At 30.8% G+C, this 23,715-nt stretch carries 19 protein-coding genes (1 of these 19 only partly in view); 7 read left to right on the top strand and 12 right to left on the bottom strand.

Features of this window, described 5'->3' with window-relative positions:
* The first annotated feature begins 25 nt into the window (after window positions 1-25).
* A complete protein-coding gene (locus V9L04_RS20330) occupies window positions 26-1,162 on the top strand; it encodes a serine hydrolase (RefSeq protein WP_338791768.1) in 1,137 nt (378 codons plus the stop codon).
* A 43-nt stretch (window positions 1,163-1,205) separates the two neighbouring features.
* Here V9L04_RS20330 and prs read toward each other — a convergent pair whose 3' ends face one another.
* The 7 genes from prs to V9L04_RS20295 form a co-directional block, all read right to left on the bottom strand.
* Window positions 1,206-2,135 carry a ribose-phosphate diphosphokinase gene (gene prs / locus V9L04_RS20325; protein WP_338791767.1) on the bottom strand — a complete coding sequence of 310 codons (930 nt, stop codon included), beginning with the start codon at window positions 2,133-2,135 and terminating at the stop codon, window positions 1,206-1,208.
* An 8-nt stretch (window positions 2,136-2,143) separates the two neighbouring features.
* Complete coding sequence (locus tag V9L04_RS20320) at window positions 2,144-2,665, bottom strand: hypothetical protein (RefSeq protein WP_338791766.1); 522 nt, start codon at window positions 2,663-2,665, stop codon at window positions 2,144-2,146.
* A gap of 159 nt (window positions 2,666-2,824) precedes the next feature.
* Window positions 2,825-3,421 carry a hypothetical protein gene (locus V9L04_RS20315; RefSeq protein ID WP_338791765.1) on the bottom strand — a complete coding sequence of 199 codons (597 nt, stop codon included), beginning with the start codon at window positions 3,419-3,421 and terminating at the stop codon, window positions 2,825-2,827.
* 175 nt (window positions 3,422-3,596) lie between these two features.
* Window positions 3,597-4,370, bottom strand: a complete 774-nt coding sequence (locus tag V9L04_RS20310; RefSeq protein ID WP_338791764.1) for a hypothetical protein — start codon at window positions 4,368-4,370, stop codon at window positions 3,597-3,599.
* Window positions 4,371-4,418: 48 nt separating this feature from the next.
* On the bottom strand, window positions 4,419-4,964 hold the full coding sequence (locus V9L04_RS20305; protein WP_338791763.1) for a hypothetical protein: 546 nt from the start codon (window positions 4,962-4,964) through the stop codon (window positions 4,419-4,421).
* Window positions 4,965-5,105: 141 nt separating this feature from the next.
* Window positions 5,106-5,654, bottom strand: coding sequence for a CIA30 family protein (locus V9L04_RS20300; RefSeq protein WP_338791762.1), 549 nt, complete (start codon window positions 5,652-5,654; stop codon window positions 5,106-5,108).
* 257 nt (window positions 5,655-5,911) lie between these two features.
* The gene (locus V9L04_RS20295; RefSeq protein ID WP_338791761.1) at window positions 5,912-6,415 is read right to left on the bottom strand and encodes a CAP domain-containing protein; all 504 of its coding nucleotides are present in this window, start codon (window positions 6,413-6,415) and stop codon (window positions 5,912-5,914) included.
* Window positions 6,416-6,626: 211 nt separating this feature from the next.
* Between V9L04_RS20295 and V9L04_RS20290 the strand changes: the two genes are divergently transcribed.
* On the top strand, window positions 6,627-7,076 hold the full coding sequence (locus tag V9L04_RS20290; RefSeq protein WP_338791760.1) for a hypothetical protein: 450 nt from the start codon (window positions 6,627-6,629) through the stop codon (window positions 7,074-7,076).
* A gap of 130 nt (window positions 7,077-7,206) precedes the next feature.
* On the top strand, window positions 7,207-9,237 hold the full coding sequence (gene ligA / locus V9L04_RS20285; protein WP_338791759.1) for an NAD-dependent DNA ligase LigA: 2,031 nt from the start codon (window positions 7,207-7,209) through the stop codon (window positions 9,235-9,237).
* 401 nt (window positions 9,238-9,638) lie between these two features.
* On the opposite strand, the gene V9L04_RS20280 is transcribed toward ligA, so the two are convergent.
* The 4 genes from V9L04_RS20280 to gldF all read right to left on the bottom strand — a co-directional run bounded on the left by V9L04_RS20280 (window position 9,639) and on the right by gldF (window position 15,381).
* Window positions 9,639-13,559, bottom strand: a complete 3,921-nt coding sequence (locus V9L04_RS20280; RefSeq protein ID WP_338791758.1) for a transglutaminase domain-containing protein — start codon at window positions 13,557-13,559, stop codon at window positions 9,639-9,641.
* Window positions 13,560-13,736: 177 nt separating this feature from the next.
* Complete coding sequence (locus V9L04_RS20275) at window positions 13,737-14,024, bottom strand: hypothetical protein (RefSeq protein ID WP_338791757.1); 288 nt, start codon at window positions 14,022-14,024, stop codon at window positions 13,737-13,739.
* Window positions 14,025-14,075: 51 nt separating this feature from the next.
* Window positions 14,076-14,591, bottom strand: coding sequence for a hypothetical protein (locus tag V9L04_RS20270; RefSeq protein ID WP_338791756.1), 516 nt, complete (start codon window positions 14,589-14,591; stop codon window positions 14,076-14,078).
* A 61-nt stretch (window positions 14,592-14,652) separates the two neighbouring features.
* Window positions 14,653-15,381: a gliding motility-associated ABC transporter permease subunit GldF gene (gene gldF / locus V9L04_RS20265; protein ID WP_338791755.1), complete on the bottom strand. Its 729-nt coding sequence runs from the start codon at window positions 15,379-15,381 to the stop codon at window positions 14,653-14,655.
* Between the two features lie 399 nt (window positions 15,382-15,780).
* Between gldF and V9L04_RS20260 the strand changes: the two genes are divergently transcribed.
* From V9L04_RS20260 to V9L04_RS20245, 4 genes are all read left to right on the top strand, one after another.
* Complete coding sequence (locus V9L04_RS20260) at window positions 15,781-16,947, top strand: tetratricopeptide repeat protein (protein ID WP_338791754.1); 1,167 nt, start codon at window positions 15,781-15,783, stop codon at window positions 16,945-16,947.
* A gap of 263 nt (window positions 16,948-17,210) precedes the next feature.
* Window positions 17,211-18,734 (top strand): tetratricopeptide repeat protein, encoded by a 1,524-nt coding sequence (locus V9L04_RS20255; protein ID WP_338791753.1) that lies wholly within the window; start codon window positions 17,211-17,213, stop codon window positions 18,732-18,734.
* Between the two features lie 199 nt (window positions 18,735-18,933).
* Entirely contained in the window at window positions 18,934-21,726 is a 2,793-nt protein-coding gene (locus tag V9L04_RS20250; protein WP_338791752.1) for a CHAT domain-containing tetratricopeptide repeat protein, read from the top strand.
* Between the two features lie 19 nt (window positions 21,727-21,745).
* Complete coding sequence (locus V9L04_RS20245; RefSeq protein ID WP_338791751.1) at window positions 21,746-22,696, top strand: alpha/beta fold hydrolase; 951 nt, start codon at window positions 21,746-21,748, stop codon at window positions 22,694-22,696.
* A 21-nt stretch (window positions 22,697-22,717) separates the two neighbouring features.
* Here V9L04_RS20245 and V9L04_RS20240 read toward each other — a convergent pair whose 3' ends face one another.
* A protein-coding gene (locus V9L04_RS20240; RefSeq protein WP_338791750.1) for a mechanosensitive ion channel domain-containing protein crosses the window boundary here: on the bottom strand, window positions 22,718-23,715 show its 3' portion. Its footprint extends 895 nt past the window's final position; 998 of the gene's 1,893 nt are visible here — the last part of the coding sequence; its start codon lies off the right edge, out of view; its stop codon occupies window positions 22,718-22,720.

Raw genomic sequence — 23,715 nt, 5'->3', positions numbered from 1 at the left:
ATTTCCTTTTTATTTGATTTTAATTATGAAGATGTATTTTCAAGCGTTATTTTTTTGTTTGCTGTTTTTGTTTGGTTTTCAGGCTTGTTTTGGGCAAAAAATAAAGTATGATAAAATAATTACTAAGCAGTTTAGTAGTTATCAAGATTCTATTGATGCAATTTTAAAAGAGAAAAACTTAAATCTGACTATCGGAATTGCAGTAGTAGATTTGAGCCATTCAGATTATTATATAGAAGGATTGTATAGTTTTTACTCAAATAACAAAACAGAAGATGATTTATATAGAAATAATTTAGAAAAATTCCCAACAATGAGTGTTTACAAATTTCATTTAGCTCTAGCTATTTTGAAAGAGGTTGATAAAGGAAAATTTGATTTGAATGATGAATTATTTATTACCAAATGGGATTTATTAGAAGAAACCTATTCGCCTTTACGAGAAGATTTGAAAAAACAATATGCAGAACAGTATGAAACAAAAATAGGTTTTTCGATAAAACTGAGTGAACTCCTTTCTTATATGGTTTCGAAAAGTGATAATAATGTTTGTGATATTCTGTTTCGTTTTTTAGGAGGAAAAGCCTATATAACTGAGCAAAGAATCAAAGAAAAAAAGCCAAAGCATGAACTTTCGGCATCTGAAAGCATAGAACTTAGACAAAAATACAATCAAAAGGGAGTAGAAAAAACGAATAAATTTGTCAAAAAATTAGGTCTAAAATATACAACCCTCGCAGCCAGTGAAGAAAAAATGCATGAAACTTTTGATAATCAATATCTTAATACAACAACTCCAACTGATGCTGTCCTTTTATTAAAACATTTCTATCAAGAAAATATTCTAGAAAAAGAAACCCACGATTTTTTGTGGAAGATAATGGTAGAAACTCAGACAGGAGCAAATAAAATAAAAGCAGGTTTGCCACAAGACAATCAAAAAATACTTTTAGGACACAAAACTGGAAGCTCATTTAGAAAAGAACCAATAGAAGGGCAAGAGTTTGGACTTAAAGCAGCCGAAAATGATATTGGAATTGTAGTAACACCAACAAAAAGTTATGCAATAGCCATTTTTATTAAAAATTCGAATGAAAGCAATGATGTAAATAATGCGCTTATTGCAGAACTATCAAAGATAATTTTTGAAGTAATAAATTAGAGCTATAATAAAACCCACGAATAAATTCGTGGGTAAAAAGGTATTAAAATGAAGTTACAGCTTGTATCAATAAGTCTGAAATAGATGATATTTCTATAAAATCGGTTTTTTGAGCTGCTGCTCTTGCATTTGGATGCGTATCTGTAACAATAATTCTTTCTATCAATTTAGATTCTTCTAATCTTTTGACGCTACCATTTGGAAAAACGCCATGGGTAGCAACCACAAAAATTTGTTCTGCGCCTGCTTCTTTATAAACCTTAGCTGCATTGACTAGTGAGCCACCCGTCCTAATCATATCATCATACAAAACCACTTTTTTTCCTCTTACATCAGCATTTATTCCTGTAATTTCTGTATCACTTCCAGAAGAACGACGCTTATACACAAAGGCTGCATCCACTCCCAAATCAAAAGCTAAAGATTCTACCCATTTTGCACGACCAGCATCAGCAGAAGCCAACACAAAATCCTTTCCTCCTAATTTTCTAGCAGCTTCCAAAATCAAGGGTTTTGCATACAGATGAACAGTATGAACTCCTCTTTCAAAGTAATATTGAAGACCTGAAACATGCAAATCTACCATAATGATTCTGTTTCCTGAATAGGATTGAGGAATAGCAGAAAGCAATCTTGCACGAGTTTTGGCAGTAACGATTTCGCCAGACTTTACAGTTCTTTCCATAGTGGAATAACCATAAAAAGGAATAATAATCGTTAGTTTTTTTATACCTTCATCTACTAGTCCAGAAGCAAGGTCGTAGAGTTCCATAGTGTCTTGTTCGGAAACTGTTCCACCAATCAAAACAGCTTCTTTTGACTGTAATTTTGATAAAATTCTGTAATACGATTCTCCATCTGGAAAAAGTTTGTATTCTAATTCTCCTTTTTCAAAAATAGTTTTTTCTTTAATAAATGCTTCTTGAAAATAAGCATATTTTTGAGTTGAGAATACTAATATTTTTTCGTTCATGTTATTTTTTATTGTCTTAATTCTATTTGATCTATTGGATAAAGGCAGCCGTCAAAACATCTTCCATCTCCTACATTATAATAACTATCATTTGGAAAAATTGGTAATGCTGGAGATTCAAAATGAAATATAGAAAGACTTCCTGCCATTATTGGAGTCCAAAATCTGTAATAATCTTTTTTTTCGTAAGCAAATAATCTCACATAATTTTTATCACTAATTACCATTAATACTTCTTCTCCAATAGCAGGAAGCTTACCTGAAAGTGTAAGTTTATTTCTAACTGACACCTTATTATCAATTTCTTTTGAAGACTCATTTAATAATCCACCTGCCACAACGGCAGAATCTATTTTATTAGTAGTCTTATTTTGAAATTTAATTATTATATTTTCTGTATCATAACTCAAAATTGTTCCCTTTACAATACGTTGTGCTTCTTCTAATTCTTTATGAATATTGAATGGAAGTGGTTTCACAAAAGAACTACAAACAAACAAAACAAATAAAACTAAGATTTTTGATTTCATATTCTTACAATTTTGAAACAAAAACCTTCATTGAGGTTCAAATGAAACGCTCAACGAGGTTTTAATCACTTATTTCTAATTTAAAAACTTCAAATTATAAAAGGTTTATTGTTAATGAATCAAATTTACCATTCATAACTCACCATTCACAATTCTTTTTTATCCTCTTCTACGCTCCAAAAGAATCATCATCATTAAGCCTAAAAGTATTCTTTCTTCTTCTATTTCTTCCATTTCCATTAATTTTTCTACTTTAAATCGTCTTCCAAAAAAAGAAGGTTCTTTTTTGAGTTTGGCTACAATTTCTCCATTCGGACGACTAACATTATAACTAGGATTGAAAAAATAGCCTGTTAGCATGTTTAAAACAGGGACTTCTCCTAGAGCCGAATCAGCTACTTTTATCCAAGCATTGGCTTCTTCGATAATCAAATCTTGATTGTCTTCAATATCATATATTTCGTATTTTGCTTTCCAAATAGAACGCCAGCCTTTACGAGCTACACGACCTAGATTTTTACCGTTAGCATCTTCAAATCTGTAAGAAGCTGAAAAGTCTAACCATCTGTCTGCTTTAATAGAATATTTTAATTCAGATTTTGAGTCATCTGTAAAAAGATTGACTTCTTCTTTTAGCTTGAATATTTTTTGGCGTACATAGGCAAGTGTTTGTCCGTTTGCATCAGTAGCAATAAAATCATTTGCAAAAGTTGCAATTTTGAAAGTAAGATGAAGTGGAAACTGAAAATGGCTCATAAATAATTATAGTAAATTTGATGAAAATAAAATTATTCAAACTTTAACAATGTAAAGTACAAACCTAAATGTACAAAAAATACTACTAATAATAAACTAAATTTTCCATAACAATAGATTTATAAATCTACTATTATGGAAAATAATTATTACTTAAATAAATTTCTAATACATCTTATTCTTTCTCTACTTCAATAAGACTAAGTAACTCCATTTCTCCAGAAGGCTTGTATTGATACTGATAAAAACCTTCCTCTGCAATAAGTAAAAGTAAACCATTAAAAGGAATTACATCTCTGGCTTTTATATCTTTAAATTCATGTAAAAGTTGAATTTGGTCAGGCGTAAAAGCAATATCAAAAACCTTTAATCCTGAATTACCATCACATACAAAAAGCAAATCATTATCTATTCCCAATCCATACGGATTTTCTAATGAATATTGATTGACTGCAAAAGGTTGAGTAGGATCACTTACATTAATTACTTCCAGTTGGTCTATTTGTGTTGCATTACGACAGCTAGTTCCTGAACGCACAGTTACATAAGCATAGTTTCCTTGCACAACAACAGGATCACAAGCCTGAACATGTTCGTACATAGAAGTATAAGCAGGGGCTGAAGGATTTGAAATATCATAAATCAACATTCCTGTTTGAGTTCCTAAGTACAGATAGTCGCCATAAGGAAAAACAGTTTCGACTCCATTTATCAATTCAACTGTTTGTTCGAATGTTGGATCTGTGTTGTCTTGGACATCAAAAACTCGCATTTGATTATTACTTATTGTGTAGAGTTTGTCTCCTACCACTGTAAAACGAGCTAACGCCCCCCCTTTTCCTCCATTACCAATTGCTGCTGATTCATCAGAAGAAAAATTACCATCTTCATTACAACTAGTAAGAGAAAGTGCTAAAAAAGCAAAGAGTATATATATATTATTTTTCATTTTTTTCTAAATTAGATTATTTTTTATACTAAAAAAGTAAATTATCAATTATTCGTTCTTTATCCAATTAATAATATATCCTTTGCTGGCATCATATTCAAAGTTTCCTCCGTCGGGTGGAAGAACTTGGTTTGCTTCTGAAAAAACACCTTCTATACGTTTCACTATTTTAATAACTGGTAGATTTGAAATATCTATTGCTACCAAATCAACAGCATTATCAGCATACAAAACATTTCCTTTTGTTGATACATCTACATTTCCTGCAATCTTAATAAAACCAACATTTTTAGGTTCTCTAGGATTACGATTATCGATAACATGAACTCCTTCATAACGCTCTCCAACAAATACATACGAGCCTTTCATAAAAATTTTGCCTGTTTTTTTGAGTGGACGTGCATTCTCAAATTTTACAGAATTATTCAAGTCTTGACGACTGATATAAACAGGGCTATATTCTGTTTCATAAACAGGTTGTGAAGGTTCTTCTACATAAAAACAGCTAGTCAAGCTAAAAAGCAACATTCCAAATAATACTGATTGAAGTATCTTTTGTGGAATAAAATGGATAAAGAATATGGGATTTTTCATTTTTAGATAAATAAAAGTTGGTTACTTGCAAAGTGAAATGAAAGATTAAAAATTCAAATGTAGATTTATATCTATTTTTTGTGTTTTTTTAACCCTTTTATTCAAGACGTTATCTATTTCTAAATCGTTGCAAAACATTTTTTACTCAACCAATTCTATTTTATCTATTTCTAACTTAAAATTTTGTTCTTTTTTGTTTCCAATCAGAAATCTGATTTCTGCTAACTCTTCTGCTTGATAATTGGGTAGTTCTGTAAGTCGTTTTCCTCTAAAAGCAGGAATCATATCTGATAAATCAAGTACAATAGTTTCCCATTCTCCAGTTGGTTTAAAATAAGAAATATACGAGTATTTTTCGCTTCCATTAGATTTTACTCTAAACTGATAGCGTTTTTTATCTCCTTTTAGATAAATATTTACTTTTTTATAACCTGCTATTTTTTCTCTATCAAATGTATAACGAAGCGAAGAAAACCCTCCATTATTTTCTAAAGAAATTTTTCCCTCAAAAATACCATTTCCTGCTTTATTAAGATAAAAATTTCCATTTGAATTACCACCCATTACTACATCATCAACAATTTTCCAGTTGGAAATATTAGCATTTTCTTTAAAATCAAAAATAAGAAGTGGGTTTTTCATAGTAGTAATAAATGAAAGAGTAAAAAGTATAAAAATTAAAATTTTCATAAATAGATTATTTTTAGAAGACTAAAAAATAAATTTACATTTTTAGCTATCTATAAAACAGGGTTAAAACCCTATTAGGGTACAGTAACACTAGAAGAATATGTAACAACCAAAATATATAAAAATTGGTATCAATTTAAAAACAAAATCACATATCAAACTATCAAAACAAACCTTACGTAATATTAGAGTGCGTAATTTCTATATTTGTTTCTAATTTATCATCTCCATTTCCTAAATTCCATATCCTATCATCATTATTGCGCTCCAAAAACTTGTGTCCAATAATTGCTTTCTCTACCCAAACCCATTTCTTGAAAATTTGGATTCATGATATTTCTACAATGTCCTTCACTATCTATCCATCCTTCAATAACTGATTTTTCAGTGGTGTAACCTTCTGCAATATTTTCTCCATAAGTTCTCCAATCATAACCTTGTCTTTCTAGTCTTTCTCCTGCACTTGAACCATCTTTTCCTGTGTGTGAAAAATAGTTTTTATCATTCATATCTTTGCTATGAAGATAAGCTGTTTTGGCAAGTGTTTCATTCCAAGTAATTGTTCCTACAGGTGGCATTTGTTCATTTCCACACGTACAACCCTGTGTTCTGTATTCATTTACTAGTTTTACTAGCTCTTGGGCATCTACATTAAAATTATCTTGATTTGGTGCTATTTCCTCCTCTTGATTTTGACAGCCAAAAGCACCAAATAAGAGAAAAGCAAAAAGAGAATAAAACTTGAAATTTTGATGATTCATAATAGAATATAGTTTGAGTTGTAGATATTTTTTAGCAAAAAAAGCAAATAGTTTGCCTAAACAATGCCACTAGAAAATATTTTTAAACAACAAGTCAAAATATCAATGAAATAGACTGGTTTTTGAAAGACTATAATTGAGTGATAAAACCTTTTATAAAAAAAAGAAGTTTTAAATTAGTACCCTTTTTTCCCTTTTTAAATCAAAATTTATGCTCTACCAAAATACACGCAAAACATTTTTAATAGAAGAAGTTACACTAACTGACCAAACTGCATCAGAAAATCAAGAAGCAAAACAAAAGAAAGTTTTGAAACTCTATCTAATCGGACGATTGACGGTTGAAGAACACAGAGAAGGTTTCGAAACCTATTTAGAATTGTTCAAAGATGGAAATTATAGCCACGCTATTTTTGACTATTTAAAATTGGAATATGACCCACCTCAATCAAGAGCTTGGTTTGTAACAAATTATGTCCCTCGTTATGGAAGAGAACTCAAAGAAAGAGAATGTTATTTGGCATTATTAGAATCTCAAAATTTATTTCAAAAAATGACAACTTCTCTCATCACCTCTTCAGTTCAGAAAATTTATAAAACAATTCATATATCTTTTTTTAAAAATTTAGAAGAAGGCGAAAAATGGCTTCTAAATCAGTAAAAAAGCAATAAAAAAATCGTAAATTTGGGAAAATATGTCTTACTCTTTAGAGTGAGCAATGATAACGTATGTTTTGACCTACGTTGTCTATTTATTGCCAAATCTCCCAAAAATACCTACACTAGAATATATGGATTTGTTACTTATAGAAGACAGAATAAATTTCCTTGTTGAAAAGCTCAATCATTACAATACTCAATATTATCAAAATGATATTTCAGAAATTTCTGATTTTGAATTTGATAAATTATTAGAAGAATTAAAAAAATTAGAAGAAGAAAATCCACAATTTAAGCGTCAAGATTCGCCTACTTTGCGTGTGGGTGGAGATATTACAAGTAATTTTGAAACGGTAGTTCATCGCTATCCAATGCTTTCACTTTCAAACACATATAGTGAAGAAGAACTGTTAGAATTTGATGAGCGAATCCGAAAAACTGTTGATAATCCTGTTTATGTTTGTGAACTCAAATTTGATGGTGTGGCTATTTCGCTGCGTTATGAAAATGGAATTTTTACGCAGGGCGTTACTCGTGGGGATGGAACACAAGGCGATGATGTAACTTCAAATGTCAGAACAATTCGTGATATTCCTTTAAAAATAGAAAATTCAAACGATTTACCAACTGATTTTGAATTACGAGGAGAAGTATATTTGAGCAAAACTCAATTTGAAGTTCTTAATCAAGAAATTGTAGAAAGAGCAAAAGAAAAAGAAGTGGAGGAAGGAAAAATTCCTGATTTACTCTTGAAAAACCCAAGAAATGCAGCTTCTGGCGCAATCAAAATGAAGGATTCGAAGGAAATGGCAAAACGCAAACTTTCTTGTTTTGTGTATGATGCCTACGGAACATCTTTTACTTCACATACCAGTATTTTAGAAAATTTAGAAAAATGGAATTTTGCCGTTTCTCCTTTCCACAAAAAAGCAAATGGAATTCAAGAAGTTTTAGAGTTTATAAAAGAATGGGAAGAAAAACGCTTTACTTTGCCGTATGAAACCGACGGAGTGGTTATCAAAATCAATGATTTAAATCAAAGAGAAGAACTTGGTTTTACCTCAAAAAGTCCACGTTGGGCAATTGCCTATAAGTACAAAGCAGAAGAAGCACAATCAAAACTCAAAAGTGTAGTGTTTCAAGTAGGTAGAACGGGAGCAATTACGCCAGTTGCAAATCTTACGCCTGTGCAGCTTTCTGGAACAACTGTAAAACGTGCTACTCTGCATAACGAAGGAGAAATAAAACGTTTAGATTTGCACGAAGGCGATACGGTTTTTGTAGAAAAAAGTGGTGAGATTATTCCAAAAGTAACTAGAGTAGTTTTGGAGCTTAGAGAAAAAAATGCAAAACCGATTATTTTTATAGAAAACTGTCCAGAATGTGCAACTAAATTAGTGAGAGAAGAAGGCGAAGCTGCTTATTATTGTCCAAATGAAGATGGTTGTCCTCCACAGATTTTAGGAAAAATAGAGCATTTTGTTGGAAAGAATGGAATGGATATAGACAGTATTGGAAGCAAAACAGCCCAAACATTTTTGAATGCTGATATAATTAAGGGATTTGCTGATTTGTATGAGTTAGACAAAGAAAAGCTACTGGCTTTACCTAATTTTAAAGAAAAATCAGTAAATAATGTATTTATTGGAATAGAAAATTCTAAAAAAAGACCTTTTAAAAATGTATTGTATTCTTTAGGAATTAAATATGTTGGAAGAGGAGTTTCGGAAATATTAACTGATGAGTTTTCAACTATTGATAATATCATCAAAGCAAGTAAAGAAGAAATATCTGCTGTATTTGGAATTGGAGAACGAATAGCCGAAGCTGTAAAAGCCTATTTTGATGAACCAAAAAATATAGAAACTATAGAAAGGCTCAGAAAAGCAGGCTTGCAGTTTGAGCAAGCAGAGAAAAAAGCAGTCATTACAGACGGAATTTTGAGTGGAAAAACATTTGTAGTTTCTGGTACTTTTCAAAATTTTGAGCGAGAAGAACTAAAAGAAAAAATCAAAGGTTTGGGAGGAAAAATTTCAAGTTCGGTTTCTAAAAAATTAGATTATTTATTGGCTGGCGACAAAGCAGGAAGTTCTAAAATTGAAAAAGCCGAAAAAGCAGGTGTAGCTGTAATTAGTGAAGATGACTTTTTAAAGATGATTTAGAATTTGGGCTTTTGCAAAACTAAAATAATTGAAGTTGTTTAATACAATGTAACATAAGTTTGTTTGTGTTTTACTATTGTCGGTGGCAATACCAATGGCAGAATTATAAATTGGTTTTAACCCCGTTTTACATGCAAAGAAATGCAAAATAATTGGCTCTTCCGATTTTTTAGCGAAACATTGTGTTTCAGTTCCTCAGAACTGAAAAAAACGCTTCCTCAGAAGCGTGATATTGCTTAAATCACGCTTCTGAGGAAGCATTTCGTTTGTTTTTGAGAACGGTGTAACCCTCAGCGAAGCTAAAACGAACGCACACCCTTTTATAATTTCGCTAAATTGTCGGAAGAGCCTAAGTTTTTAACCTTACAGCTATGGCGATACCACCGACAAATCGCTATCAATTATTTTTGCTGTAAAAGCACTTTCAAATTATCGTATTTCAAAAGTTGCAAATAAAATTCTTTGAAGGCTTTAAATTCAGATGGTTCAATACGAGTTTGTTTGAAGTGAACAAAACGCTCAATGTATAATCCTTCTGCTGTTTGCTTTAATTTGAGTGTATAAGTTCCAAATTTTGTATCATAATTTACATTTTGAGGTAATTTTTTGACAGCAAAATTCTTGTTCATTTTTACCGTAATGCGCTGAATATGAGGTTGTGCAAATGTAAATGTCTTTATATCCATTGCGTTGGTTCGCTCACTTCCATAAATTGCTACATCAGCTTCAACCGTTTTGACAAAAGGCAAACGCATAAAATAAATCCCTGTTACATCGTCTGTAAATTCTCTAGCATGAAACTGATAATTTGCTTCTAAAGGAACAGAAATATTCTCTACTTTATCAAAATCATATTCATCTAATTCAAGATTTCTAAATGCGCTACTTCCCAAACTAGAAATGATATGATTTGGCAAATTATCCTTTGATTCTAATTCCATTGTCGAACGCCATCTTCCAGCTACAAGACCTGTATAAGTGGTTTTTACTTCCAAATCAAGTGTATTGAATTCATCTAAAGCTGCCGTTACATCATACTGTGTAAATGTTTTGGTAGAATCGGTATGATTAGGAGGTAAACGAAATGCTTTGTTTTGACCATCTTTTATCAGCAATGCCCACGCTTCAGTATCACCTTCATTGAGTGAATAGTATGGATAAAAATCAGTTGTTGGGTCAGAATAATTTATTTTTCCATCTAAATAATAGGCTACAATAGCGTGATTAAATTCCATTTCTAATGGCATAAATGGCTGTGTATTTTCGTTTACTTTTACCAAAACATAATATGATTCTATACCTATTTTTCTAAGCATCGTAATCATAATGGTTGCCACATCTTTACAATCTCCAATTTTTGAAGAACACGTAAGGTCGCTATCTTTTGGAATATAACCCGACTGCAAAAGACTTGTAGAAGAATAATTGATGTTTTGAGAAATGTAATTGAAGATAGTTTCAATTTTCTGTTTGTCAGTCATTCCATCTTTAATAATATCTTTCAAAATATCATCAATGATATAATTTGATTCTAATTTTTGGTAAGTTTTGGCTTTGTACCAATCTACAATAATTCCCCAGTCTTCTGTTGTTGAAACTCTCAAAACAGGATAGTATTCCAAATCATCAACCATTGCATTTTCTGCTATCGGAATCGGAATGTTTTCGTAATCCCAACGATAAGAAGCTAATCCATCTTCACGATTACTGACTTTTAATTTTCCGTCTAATTTATGACTTTCATAAAAAAGATTTCTATTTTGAGGAATCAAAAACTCTAATTTAGCTGATAAAATTGGAGCAGGGAAAGGAATGTAGCTACTAATTCCTAAATTATTTCCAAGTTCGGAAACTGTACTCCAACTTGCCATTCCTTCTACTTGAATAATATCGCCTACTTTTAAGTTTTTAAAGATAATAAATGAACCTTGTACATCTGGACGAGTTTCTGTGCCATTTTCACGAATTACTTTTGCACTTGTAACTCTGCCTAAGAGGTCAAAGTTAGATTGTGTCCAAAGTTTTGCACCCGATTCAGTCAATATTTTTATCATAATATTGCTATAAAAATAAGTGGCTCTTGCAGTATCGTTCCAAATTACATCACGATTGTAACCTAAAATAATTGATTCGGCATCTTTGTATTCTTTTTTGAAAGCCTCCGTTTTAGATACTTTTTCGTAGTTGGCTTTGTACTCGTCAAAAGAAGGAGTTTCGAATTTGTTTTTATACTGCTTTTCACCTTCAATTTTTTCAATTTTATTATCTAATTCATACGAATTTTGACTAGTTGATAATTGTTGCGCTTTTTTATAATAGGTAAGAGCAGTTTGTTTGTCACCTTTATCACTATGAATATCGCCTATCATTTCATAAATTCCACCTGAATTTGGGTCAATCGGAATCGCTTGTTTGATAGTTGTCATTGCCTCATCATAGCGTTCCTTTGAGTACAAGTAATTTGCTTTTTGATATAACAACCAACTTTCATTAGGCTTAACAACAATCATTTCATCATAAAGCTCTAATACTTTCTCTACTTCTTTATCTTTTTTGTAGAGTGCAATTAGCTTTTTGTAAGTTCCTACATCAAAGTATTTTTTGAGAGCTTTTTTATAATCTTTCTCTTTAGCTTTGTCATCATCTTTTTTGTCTTTTTGCTGATTTTGATAATAATCTTCTGGACGATTGTCTTTATCATCAATGTATCTTTGCAGACTTTGAGAGTAAAGAGGATATTCTTTCACCATTTTTTTAGCATACGCAATTCGCTCATCTTTACGTCCTTTTTGGTCATAAAAACGAAGTTTTCTTTGAATGACATCAAAGTTAGAACGACTAATTTGGTCTAGTTGATCTAATTTTTCTTCGTATTCTTCGCTTTGATTTTCTGCATCAATTTCTTTCAAATCTTTGTAAAGAAGGGTGAAAATAGGTGTTTTTTGTTGGTCAAATGTTCCCATTAAATCAAAACTCTTTTCCGTCTTGTTATTTTCATTATAGACTTTTGCAGCCAAATATTTGAAATAAACTGAATTTGGATTTTGCTCTACTTTTTTAGCAAAAAACTCTTCTAACTCTTCTCCTCTTGAATAATATAAATGAGACTGAATCAACATATAATAATCAAAAAATGAATTTATATTTTCACTATCATTTTTAGTTACTAAATTTTTGAAGTATTCTAATGTTTCTAAACTTGTTGTTGTAGAGTTTTCAAAATTTGTTGCTACCGAATAGGTAACTGGGTCTTTATAAGCCTGTAACGGAATAGCGATGCCATTTTTGTCTGTCAAACGAATAAAAAGATTTCTTTGATAATATGGATAATAATTATCTTCTTCTTCTTCTAGTCTTTCGATAGTGCTTTTCTTGTTTTTATCATCTTCCTCTTCTGCCTCATAGTTGTAATCTATACTTTTCATGCCATCAAAGTCTAATTCAGAAGAACCTGAACCACCTTTAAAATATCTTGCTACAGCATATTTTATCAAAATTCTGTGATTTCCAGCAGGTAATTTCATAGAAATGCGTTCGGCATCATAATGTGCTGAAATTGTTTTTGGAGAAGCAAAAATTTCTTTTCCATCTAACCAAATTTTGATTGGATAGGAACGAGTAATACGAAAATCAATTTCTTGTTCTTTGTCTACACTAAAAAAAGTATTGGCATAATGAACACCTTCGGTTTGGTCAAGATAAATATCACCATCATATTGAAAATAAGGTAATATTTCCCATGATAGTTTTTCATCTGTAATGATTTTATAGCTTCCATTTGGGTTAAAGGCTTCTTTTTCAACAGGATATTCAACCGTGTAGCCGTAGCCATTTATATTTGGAAAGCCATTTATTGTTGCCCAATACAAACGATTATGAATTTTGGCAAAAGAGGCTTTACTTTTCTCAAATTCTCTTCTTGTAAATTCTTTGTAGGCTTCAAAAAGTAAAGGACTTACATAAAAACGAGAAGACATTTTTTGATTTCCATTTTTATCATACATTTTTTTCTTTAAATCAGAATAGGAAATTGAAATTTGTCTTTTAAAAACATCATAATAATTTTCATCCCAATGATGACGCATCAATCTATTGAGGTGCAAATAATATCCTTGTGTGTCTCCTTCTACTTCTGAAAGAAAAATCATTCCTTTGTTGGCTTCTGCATCAGTGCTATCTTTTTCTAGTGTCTGTTGGAAGGCTTGACGAGCTTTTTGATGGTCATTTTGTTGTATAAATTCCCAACCTGTTTTATTTTGTGCTTGGGAATAAGTAGGTAAAATAATACTTACTGTTAAGAGTAAGAAGATTATTTTTTTCATAGATTTATTTTGCATAAAGATATAATAAAATGATAATTGATTTTGTAGTGATTGTTTGTCTGTATTGTAAAAAATATAATGTATGATTTTGTTCTATAAAATAATAGATACGCAATTTAGTAACAAAAATTATATTATTTTTGGTGAGTTTGTCTTCTCAAAGTTAATTTGGTGTTTTTAGTTTACACTATTTACATAATCTCTAAAAAAGTTTTCAAAAAGCTCTAAAGAATGAATATCAGAATGGGCATTGAAACGAATAACTTTACTCCATTCTATTCTATCGCCAATCCCTAGTTTTGCACACATAAAAGAACTAAAATTGAACATAAATTCGTTCAATTTTTCGTCTTGCATTGCCATCAAATAACCTTGAATAACATAACTCACATCTTCAACTCGGTTGATAGAACCTGCTTCTTTGTAAGTGGTAAGAAAAAATACGTAATCAATGAAACGGAGCATAGAAATAAAGTAAGAAATTATAATTCTGAAGGTAGAAGTATGAAATGAAAGTTATTTTTTGTAAGAATTTTGTATGTCCTCTCGTAGTTCTGTTTCACTTAGTGTATTCTGTTTTTGCTTTTTAAACATAAGAGCTGCTGCACAAATAGGCTCTCTATTTGAAGTATCTTTACGTACAAATGACAAATAATAAATACCTCGTATTGGAATAGTTACTTTCATTTCTATTCGTTTGCTATCTATGTTTCTTTTCTCACAATTTACTGGTATTCGTCTTGAATTTAATAAAATTATATCCAAATTATCTATGTTATTGTATTTCTCTTGAGTAATATATTTTATCTCATCTTCTTTATCAGCGACTAGAGTATATTCAACTTTGTTCCTTTCTCTATGTCCCATAGCCATATCTATCTTCATGGATTTGAGAAATTTATAGTCTTCTGCCAAATACTCTTCCTCTACTTTAGGATAAAGATCACAACATTTTATTCTATCAATTTTTTCATTCGAAATAGAATTAATAGAAACTAAAAGAGGAAGAAGTAAAACAAACAGAAATTTCATATCGTATGAGGTTTAATTTTATTCAACTGGTAACTGATTACTACTTACTGATAACTGAACTTTACCATTTTCGGCTACTCAAAACTAGTTGTGTAGAACCAAGCATTAAGATAATCAACGAAAAGAAATATAACAAGTTACGAGAATCTATTAATCCTTTGCTAAGTGACTGATAATGAAAGTCTATACCCAACTGACTAATAAAATAAGCTGTATCAGACCAAACATTCAGACCAGAAAGCGACGTAAAACCTTCATATAAAAAGAAACACAGAAATACAGCAATAATAAAAGCTACAATTTGATTTTCGGTAAGCGAAGAAGCGAAAACGCCAATTGCTGTAAAAACTGCACCCAATAAAATAAGTCCTATAAAAGAACCTACAAAAGCAGCACTATCTAAGTTTCCGACAGGATTTCCAAGCTGATAAACACTATAATAATAAATCAATGTAGGAAGAAGTGCAAACAAAACCAAAACCCAAGCAGCTAAATATTTTCCTAAGATAATTTCCCAGTCAGAAATAGGACGAGTAAAGAGCAGTTCCATTGTTCCTGCACGTTTTTCTTCTGCAAAACAGCGCATTGTAATGGCAGGAATCAGAAACAAAAAAATATAAGGTGCAACCGAAAAAAGTGGATATAAATCAGCAAAGCCATATTCTAAAATACTTGTCTGAGGAAAAACCCATACAAAAAGTCCCATGGCTACCAAAAAAATAATTAGTACAATGTAGCCAATTAGTGAGCTAAAAAAAGAGCGTATTTCTTTTAAGAATAAATTAAACATAAACGGGTTTTCTGTATTTATTTTTTGTACAATGATAAAGTCAAAACAACTGTTGGGATTAAGAGTAGCTTAGATTCGAAATTGAATCCCAAAATCTAACAAAGATAATAAAAACCAAACTACATTTTTAATTGCTAAGACGCTACTACTTTTATATAAAAGCAAATTAGCAAATAAATAATGGCTTAATGTTTGCCAATTTGCAACTAAACGATTATCTTGTTAATTGAACGAGAAAACTTTTCTACTCTTTATTAGAACCATTCTCAAAACATTACTTTTAATTGAAATTTTAGTATCTTATATTTGTTTTATGATTAGATTTTAATCTAAGTTAAACATTATCATTCTACTCTCTCAAAACTAATACACTTTTACAGTATTTTACACGCCTTTTTTATGAATAATATTTTACGCTATTTCGCCTTAAGTTTTACTCTCATTGCTACTACTGCAATAGTGCCTTTTGTTTCTGCACAAAAAACAATAGAAACCCCTATTGTTGCAGGTACAAACAGCGAATATATTACAATTTCTAAAATCGAAACCTCATCAGATAGCACTGTCTTTCAGATGGAATTGACTTGTTATGAAGGTTTAGAATATACTTTACACGAAAAAGGGTCTATTCATGCCTTTAAGATGATGGTTGATGATACAAAATATCCATTATTAAGAATTACAGCAGCAGAACCAGGTGTAATTCAATGTAAAATGATGAGTGTACAATATTTTCATTTAGTTTTTGAAGCTCTTCCTGAAGGAACAGAAGTAATTAATCTTCAAGAAGGAGACCGTAGTGAATCTGATTTATATTTTGAAAATGTATTACTTTCTAACTTAGAAGAAGCTACACAAAAAGCCAAAGCAGGAGACTCTAAATATCAAAAGTTTTTGGCCAAACATTATGAGCAACAATATGATTATGAAAGTGCTCAAAAATATTTGAATATGTATATTGATCAAGTAGTAAAAGCAGAAGGTACTCAATCAAAAGAATATTTAGATGCCTTAGGAAGTCAGATTCAACTCAACCTAAACATTGGTAATTATGTAGAGGCAGAAGAGCTATCTCTACAAACTATTGAAGCAGTAGGGTTAGAAAACCCAGAAGTAGCAAGTATTTTATATACATTAGGAGATGTATATCAAGTGTTGGGCAAACATGAAGATGCTGTGGAAAACTACATTCAGTATTTGCGTACTATGGAAAAAGGAGAAAACCTTAAAAGTGCTACTTATTCTATGGTAAATAATTTAGTTATGTATTCTTGGGCAAGTATGACAGATACATTAGATCGTCAGCCTCTTGCTGTTGGTGTATCAGTTAATCCTGCGAAAATAGAAGAAGGTACTGCACAAATGCGTATTTATGCAGTAGGTGCAACAGAATATATGGTTTCAGATACAGAAGAATTTAAGGGCAGCAAATGGAACACCTATGAGCCAGCACTTATGACAGAAGAAAAGTTACGCTCAAATACAAAGACTTTATATGTGCGCTTCAAAGATAATAAAAATAGACTTTCTACTCCTTTTGTTGTCAAAATCGAACCACAAGAATAAAAAATACTAGAAAAGAAAAATAAGAATAAATAAATACTTTTGTAAAGGCTTTTCGATGTTTTCGAAAAGCCTTTTCTTATATTTGTGTATATTAATTTTTTAAATGTGTTTGTACTAAATCACACTGTAAACTAATTAGGTAAAGTTTTTGTCTATACTGGTATAGAATTCATTACCATTATAATAATGACTATTTTTTATATAAATGAAGTAGTACAAAATAAAACGATATATAAAAATCAAAGAAACCAAATTTAACTTTTATGAAAACACTCAAACAAACCCCAAACAAGCTGTCAAAAGGCTGTTTATTTTTAGCTATTTTATGTAGTTTTTTCTTTATTTCAGTTAGTGTTGTAGAAGCACAAGACGAAACAGATACTACTGATGTGGATGAAACACATACTTTGCCTCGTTCTAATAAAGGGGAAGGATTAGATGAGTATGTTGTTGCCGAACAATTGCGTATGACTCAAAAATTTCCACAAGCGATTCCTTTCTATGACAAAGCGATTGCTAAAGAACCTAATAATTTAGAATATCTGTACAATAAATGTATGTGTTATTATGAAGGTCGTAATTATCCAGCAGCCGAAACTTGTTTTCAATCTGTTTTAGAGAGAAAAGAAAATTATATCCCTGCTTATGAAATGCTTGCTAATACATATAAGCAAAAAAAGGATTATGATAAAGCAGTTAGTATGTATGAGAAAATTATAGCTCTTGCAGAAGATGACGGAGAAAAGTTTGCTTATCAGTTCCGTACTATTGATCTTCTTTTTCGTACAGGAAATATAGAAGGAGCAGGAAAATATATAAAAAGTGCAAACGAATTATTTCCAGGGATGCCTGATTTATTTTATTTACAAGCTCGTTATGAGAATACAATAGGTAATCATGAAAAAGCTCTTGACCTAATGAGTCAACTAATGGATATTACAGGAGGTGAAACAGGAATTGGTTATGATAAAGATTTCTATGAATTAGGTTATACTCATTTTCAATTAGGTAATTATGCCGAGGCAGAGAGAGCTTTTAGCAAAATTACAAAAGGAAGTCAGTTTTCAGCTCGTTCTAAAGAGTTTAGTCCAGAGTTTTTGATGAAAGTAGCTGATGGCTATTCAAAAGTATATGAGTTTAATGATGCAAAAATTCTTTTGGAAAAAGTAATTGCGATGAAAGATCCTTTTCCAGATGCACAAGAATTGAAAGTTTATATTGAAGATAAAGCTGCAAAAGATACTTTGATACAAAAACTAAATTTTCGTTTAGAAATGGATGAAAAAGCACGTACAGGTAAGTTAGAAGGAGATCAAGATCCAAGAAAATTCATGCTTAATACTTCTCAAAAGTTAGAGGTTTATTTCAAACTTACCAAAACATATTTAGAAGTGGCTAATTATGATGATGCTTTAGAATATTCTCGTCAATACTCTGCTTTTAATCCTAAAAACCCATTGGTTTTATTCTATCAAGCTCTTGCCTTACAAAAAGTAGGTGATGATGTAGAAGCTGAATCATTGCTTTTGGCAATTAGTAGTACACCTCAAATTAATAGAAACGCTCGTGCTATGGCTGCTTTTGCGTTGGGTATTTTCCAACATAGAGGCAAACAATATGCTTTATCTGTTAAAAATCTCAAGAAAGCTGCTATTTTGAGTCCAGCATTTAGTCCTGCTTCCAAGTACGAAATTGCTAGTATTTCGGTAGAAGATCCAAATACAGCAGCAGAAGAAGGTCTCAATGATGAAAATGAGGAAGTGATGGAGGAAGAAATAGAAGAATAAGAAAATATAATTTAAAAATTTCAAAAAGTCATTCAATTTAATTTGAATGACTTTTTTTATAATCAAATCAACAAAATAATAAAGTATTTTGCTAGTTTTACAAACTATTCTGTTTTTTTAGAGTAAATAGTAATTAGGATAAAAATTATTACTTCTATCTTAGAAAAAGATTATTATAAATTGACAAATAACTTCACTTATGAAATTAGCTCATTCTTTTGTGTTTTCTTTACTCCTTTTAACAGGAGCAGTATTTTCAAATACCCTTTTTGCTCAAGTTACTACAATAGATTCTACACAAAATGTAATTTCAAGTTTGGAAAATAATCTAATAACATATCAAGAGTCCAATTCTTGGAAAGAATTTTTAGATACACACGCTGAGTTAGTTCGTTTTTATATTCAAAATGGAAATATTGATAAAGCTAAAAAACGGCTCTCAAAGTTAAATGAGATTCCAAAATCTGTTTATCAACAACAACCTACTTTGGCTATTCAAGCCACCCATACAAAAGGTGAATTTGCATTGTATGAAGGAGATATAAGTCAAGCACTAGAATTTTTTGAAGAAGCCTATGCAAATTCTCAAAAATTAAATAATACTGAGAGTTTGTCTGCAAAGCAAGCTCTACAACTTAATAAAAGTATGAGTATTGCACTTTGGCAATCTGGGAATTTGACGAGAGCACGTTCTTTTGCCGAACAGTCAGTTCTGATAGCACAAAATAGAATAGGTGAAAATACAGAAGAAGTAGCAGATGCTTACAATAACTTTGGTTTGATTCTTACCAGCCAGCTTCCTGAAAATGCAAAAGAGTACTACAAAATGAGTCAGTATATTTATGATAAACTTCAAAAAGAAAATCCTACCAGCAAAGAATTAAATAATAAACTAGCCTATACATGGATTAATTTGGGAATAATTTTGAGAGAACAAGAAAGTTATGTTTTGGCAGAAGATTATTTTAAGAAAGCATTAAATTCTTTTGAAAACTCTCATAATGAACTTGCTAAAGCATTTGTAATGAATAATTTAGGTCAAAATTCTTTTTTGCAAAATTATTTTGAGCAAGCAGAGGACTATGAAATGCAGGCACTCAAAATTTATCAAAATAATTATGGACAAAAACATCCAGATATTGCTACAGTTTATAATCAATTAGGAACAATTTATGAAGCCAAAGAAAAATTTTCAAAAGCATTACACTTTTATCAAAAAGCTATTCAAGCAAATACATTACAATTTCAATCAAAAAAAATAGATGAAAATCCTCTTCCAACCGATTATCTAAATGCTGATGTTTTATTGCTTTCTCTTTCTTTGAAAGCTCGCTCTTTAGAACGAAAATACAATGAAAAAACGCTTTTATTAAATGATTTGAAAGATGCTATCGAAACTTTATTAGTAGCTGATGAACTTATTTCGACTATTCGTAATCTTAGAACCAACAAACAAGATAAAATTGCATTAGGAAACCGTGCAACAGAAATTTATGAAACAGGTTTGCGAATTTCGTATACAATTAGCGAGTTTCCTTTACAAAAACAAAAATATAAAGAACAGGCTTTTTATTTTGCTGAAAGAAATAAAGCCTCTGTTTTGTTAGCTGCTATTGCTGATACAAAAGCCAAACATTTTGCAGGAATTCCAGATTCACTTTTAGAAAAAGAACAAGATATTCAGACTCAAATCACTTATTTTGAGCAGCAAATTCAAACTTATCCTATCTCAGATAATACAGTTAAAGATTCTGTTTTGCTTCATTTGCGTTCACAGCTTATTTATTATCAAAGCCAAGCCAAAGAATTTACAAGCCTTTTAGAAAAGCAATATCCAAATTATTTTTCTTTAAAATATAATACACAAATAGCTGATGTTGCAAAAATTCAAGAAAAACTAGATGAAAAAACAGCTTTATTATTATATGCTCAAACCTATAATCAAGGAAACAATCCACAAATTTATGCCTTTCTTATTACCAAAAATAAACTAGAAGTAAACACAATTGCTGAAAAGGATTTAGAAAGTGATTTGATTTATTTTAGAAATAGCATTGAATTCCAAAGTTACGGCGATTTTATAGAGTCTTCTTCTTTACTAAGTAATCAACTTTTATTTTTTGATATTCCTTCCATGATTCAAAAAGTAGTTATTATTCCAGAAGGAAATATGGGCAAAATTCCTTTTGAAGCGTTGTTTACAGAACAAATTACAGACAAAAATACAAATATAGAAAGTGAAGATTACTCTAAATTACCTTTTCTTATCAAAAAGCATAAGGTTAGTTATAGCTATTCAGCAACTCTTTTTATAGAAGAAAGTGAAATTAATCAATCTACCAACTCATCAATTTTTCTTTTTGCTCCTATTAATTTTCAAAGCAATGCACTTCCAAATTTGAACGGTACAGCAGAGGAAATAAAACAGATTAATTCTATTTTTAATCAAAAAAATATTTCTACTTCCCTTCATACTTACGAAAAAGCTGATAAATCAATTTTATTTTCCGACTCCTTAAAAAATTATCGATTCATTCATTTGGCTACACACGGAAAGGTAAATGAAGAAAATCCAGATTTATCTCAAATATTTCTAACTAATGCTGATGGAAGTACAGGAAGTCTTTTTGCTTCTGATATTTATGCTTTAGAAGTAGGTGCAGAGTTGGTGATGATGTCAGCCTGTGAGACAGGTTTAGGAAAAACTTCGAAAGGAGAAGGAATTGTAGGACTTACAAGAGCATGGTTTTATGCAGGAGCTAAAAACCTTAACGTTTCGCTTTGGCAAGTAAGTGATGAAGCTACCAACAAATTAGCTACTGCTTTTTATGAAAGTAATTTAGAAAATTTAAAAACAAATACATCTTCAACTTCGTCTTTTCAAAAAATAGATTATTCTAAGTCTCTTCAAAAAGCTAAATTGTCATTATTGGAAAGTGAAAAATTTGCTGCTCCTTACTATTGGGCTGCCTTTATTCTGATTGGTAAATAAATTATTTGAACTCATTTTGATGAACAAAAACACTAAAAAGACAATTTTTTGGACACTCTTGGGAGGCTTTGTAGCTGCTAATGTAATGGTTTATAAACATGCTTATCATTTTACGCATGTTAAAGATGGTGAGCGTTCACTTTCTCCAGAGAGTTTGTCGTTTTCTCAAAAACTCAAAATACTTTTAGGAGGAATTTCCTTACCTAAATCTCAAAATATAACTTCCTCTTACACTACTTCTACACGAGAAACTATTTTTATTCCTACACGAAAAAATGAATATAATTTAGAGTGCTGGTATGATAAAGTTGAAAACTCAAAAGGAACAGTCATTCTTTTTCATGGTTATGGAGGTTGTAAGTCATCTTATGAGTTGGAAGCTCATTATTTCAGACAAATCGGTTATTCTACGCTGCTAGTAGACTTTGTAGGACACGGAGGTTCAGAAGGACAAGAAATTTCATTGGGATATCATGAAGCTGACGATGTGAAAGCAACTTTTGACTATATAAAAAAGAATCAAAATACAGAAAATGTTATTTTGTATGGTTCATCAATGGGAGCAGCTTCAATTTTGAGAGCAATAGCTGTCTATCAGCTCAAAGCAAATAAATTAATTTTAGAATGTCCTTTTGCAACGATGAAACAAACAGTAAAAGGTCGTTTTGAAGTAATGGGAGTTCCTTCAAAAGGATTAGCTGAATGGTTGATGTTTTGGGGAGGACTACAACACGGTTTTTGGGCATTTACTCATAATCCCCAACATTATTCTAAAAAAGTAATTACTCCAACTTTACTGATGGGAGGGAAAAATGATTTACGAGTAAAGAACTGGGAAATAGATAAAATATATGAAAATCTAGCTACTAAAAATGACAAAAAAGAATTAGTTTGGATAAATGCAGGACACGAATCCTATGTTATGGCAGAACCAAATGTTTGGAAAAAAGCTATTTTAAATTTCTTATAAAAAATAGCTTTTTTAATAAATCTATTTTTCCTCTTTCTCTTCAAATTCTTCTTCATCTTTTTTCAAAACTCCATTAGTAGCCGTTTTAGGATTTACCTCAGACTTATTTTTAGATTTTTGAATGTTGTCATTTTCTTGAATAAGAATTCTTTCTTTAGATAAATAAATTCCATTTTCTAGTTCTGCAATATATTTCATTAACTTTTCACGAATATCACAGTGCAAATCCCAAGCTGTTGAAGGATCTTTTGCACTACATAAAGCACGCATTTCAATTCCTTCTTTCGAACTTCCAACGACTTGTAATTTTGGTGGTTGTTTTTCATCATAATTGTCAGACTCTTTCAGTAATTCTGAAAATTTTGTTCTTATATTTTCTACATTAATATTATAATCTGCATAAATCATTATTGGCTTCATAAGATGAGCATCATTCATAGACCAATTTTCAAAAGGTTCTGTTATAAAGTGTTTTAAAGGAACAACTACTCTTCTTTCATCCCACGTTTTAATAATTAGATAGGTAAAACGAATATCTTCTACTGTTCCATATTGATTTTCAAAATAAATAGTATCTCCTATTCGGGCTGGTTTTGTAATAGCAATCTGCATTCCCGCAATAATATTTCCGAGTGTACTCTGTGCTGCAATACCCAAAACAACAGTAGCTACACCAGCAGAAGCCATTAGAGAAATACCTAAATTTTGAAGAAATTCGAATTGAGAAAGAACTAATCCTACTCCTACAATAATAATAATAAAAGTAAAGACCCTACGAGCAACTGAAATATGAGTCAAATAACGTCTAGAATCCAAATTTTCTTCCTCTGAAATATCACCTACTTGTGTTTCTGCAATTCTATCTATTACATATTCAATTACTCTCAAAATAAGCCAAGTAAAAGCACCAATCACAATAACTAACATGATTGCATAAAAAATGGGCGAGAAAGAACCTGAAATAGAAAGAAACTTATTCATTACAAAGTAAAAAGTCAAAACACCTATCGCCAGCGCAA

Origin of the sequence: Bernardetia sp. MNP-M8 (assembly GCF_037126285.1) — a bacterium.
Taxonomy (GTDB): domain Bacteria; phylum Bacteroidota; class Bacteroidia; order Cytophagales; family Bernardetiaceae; genus Bernardetia.
The sequence above is the reverse complement of the archived record's forward strand: the minus strand, read 5'-3'. Positions and strand labels throughout refer to the sequence as shown.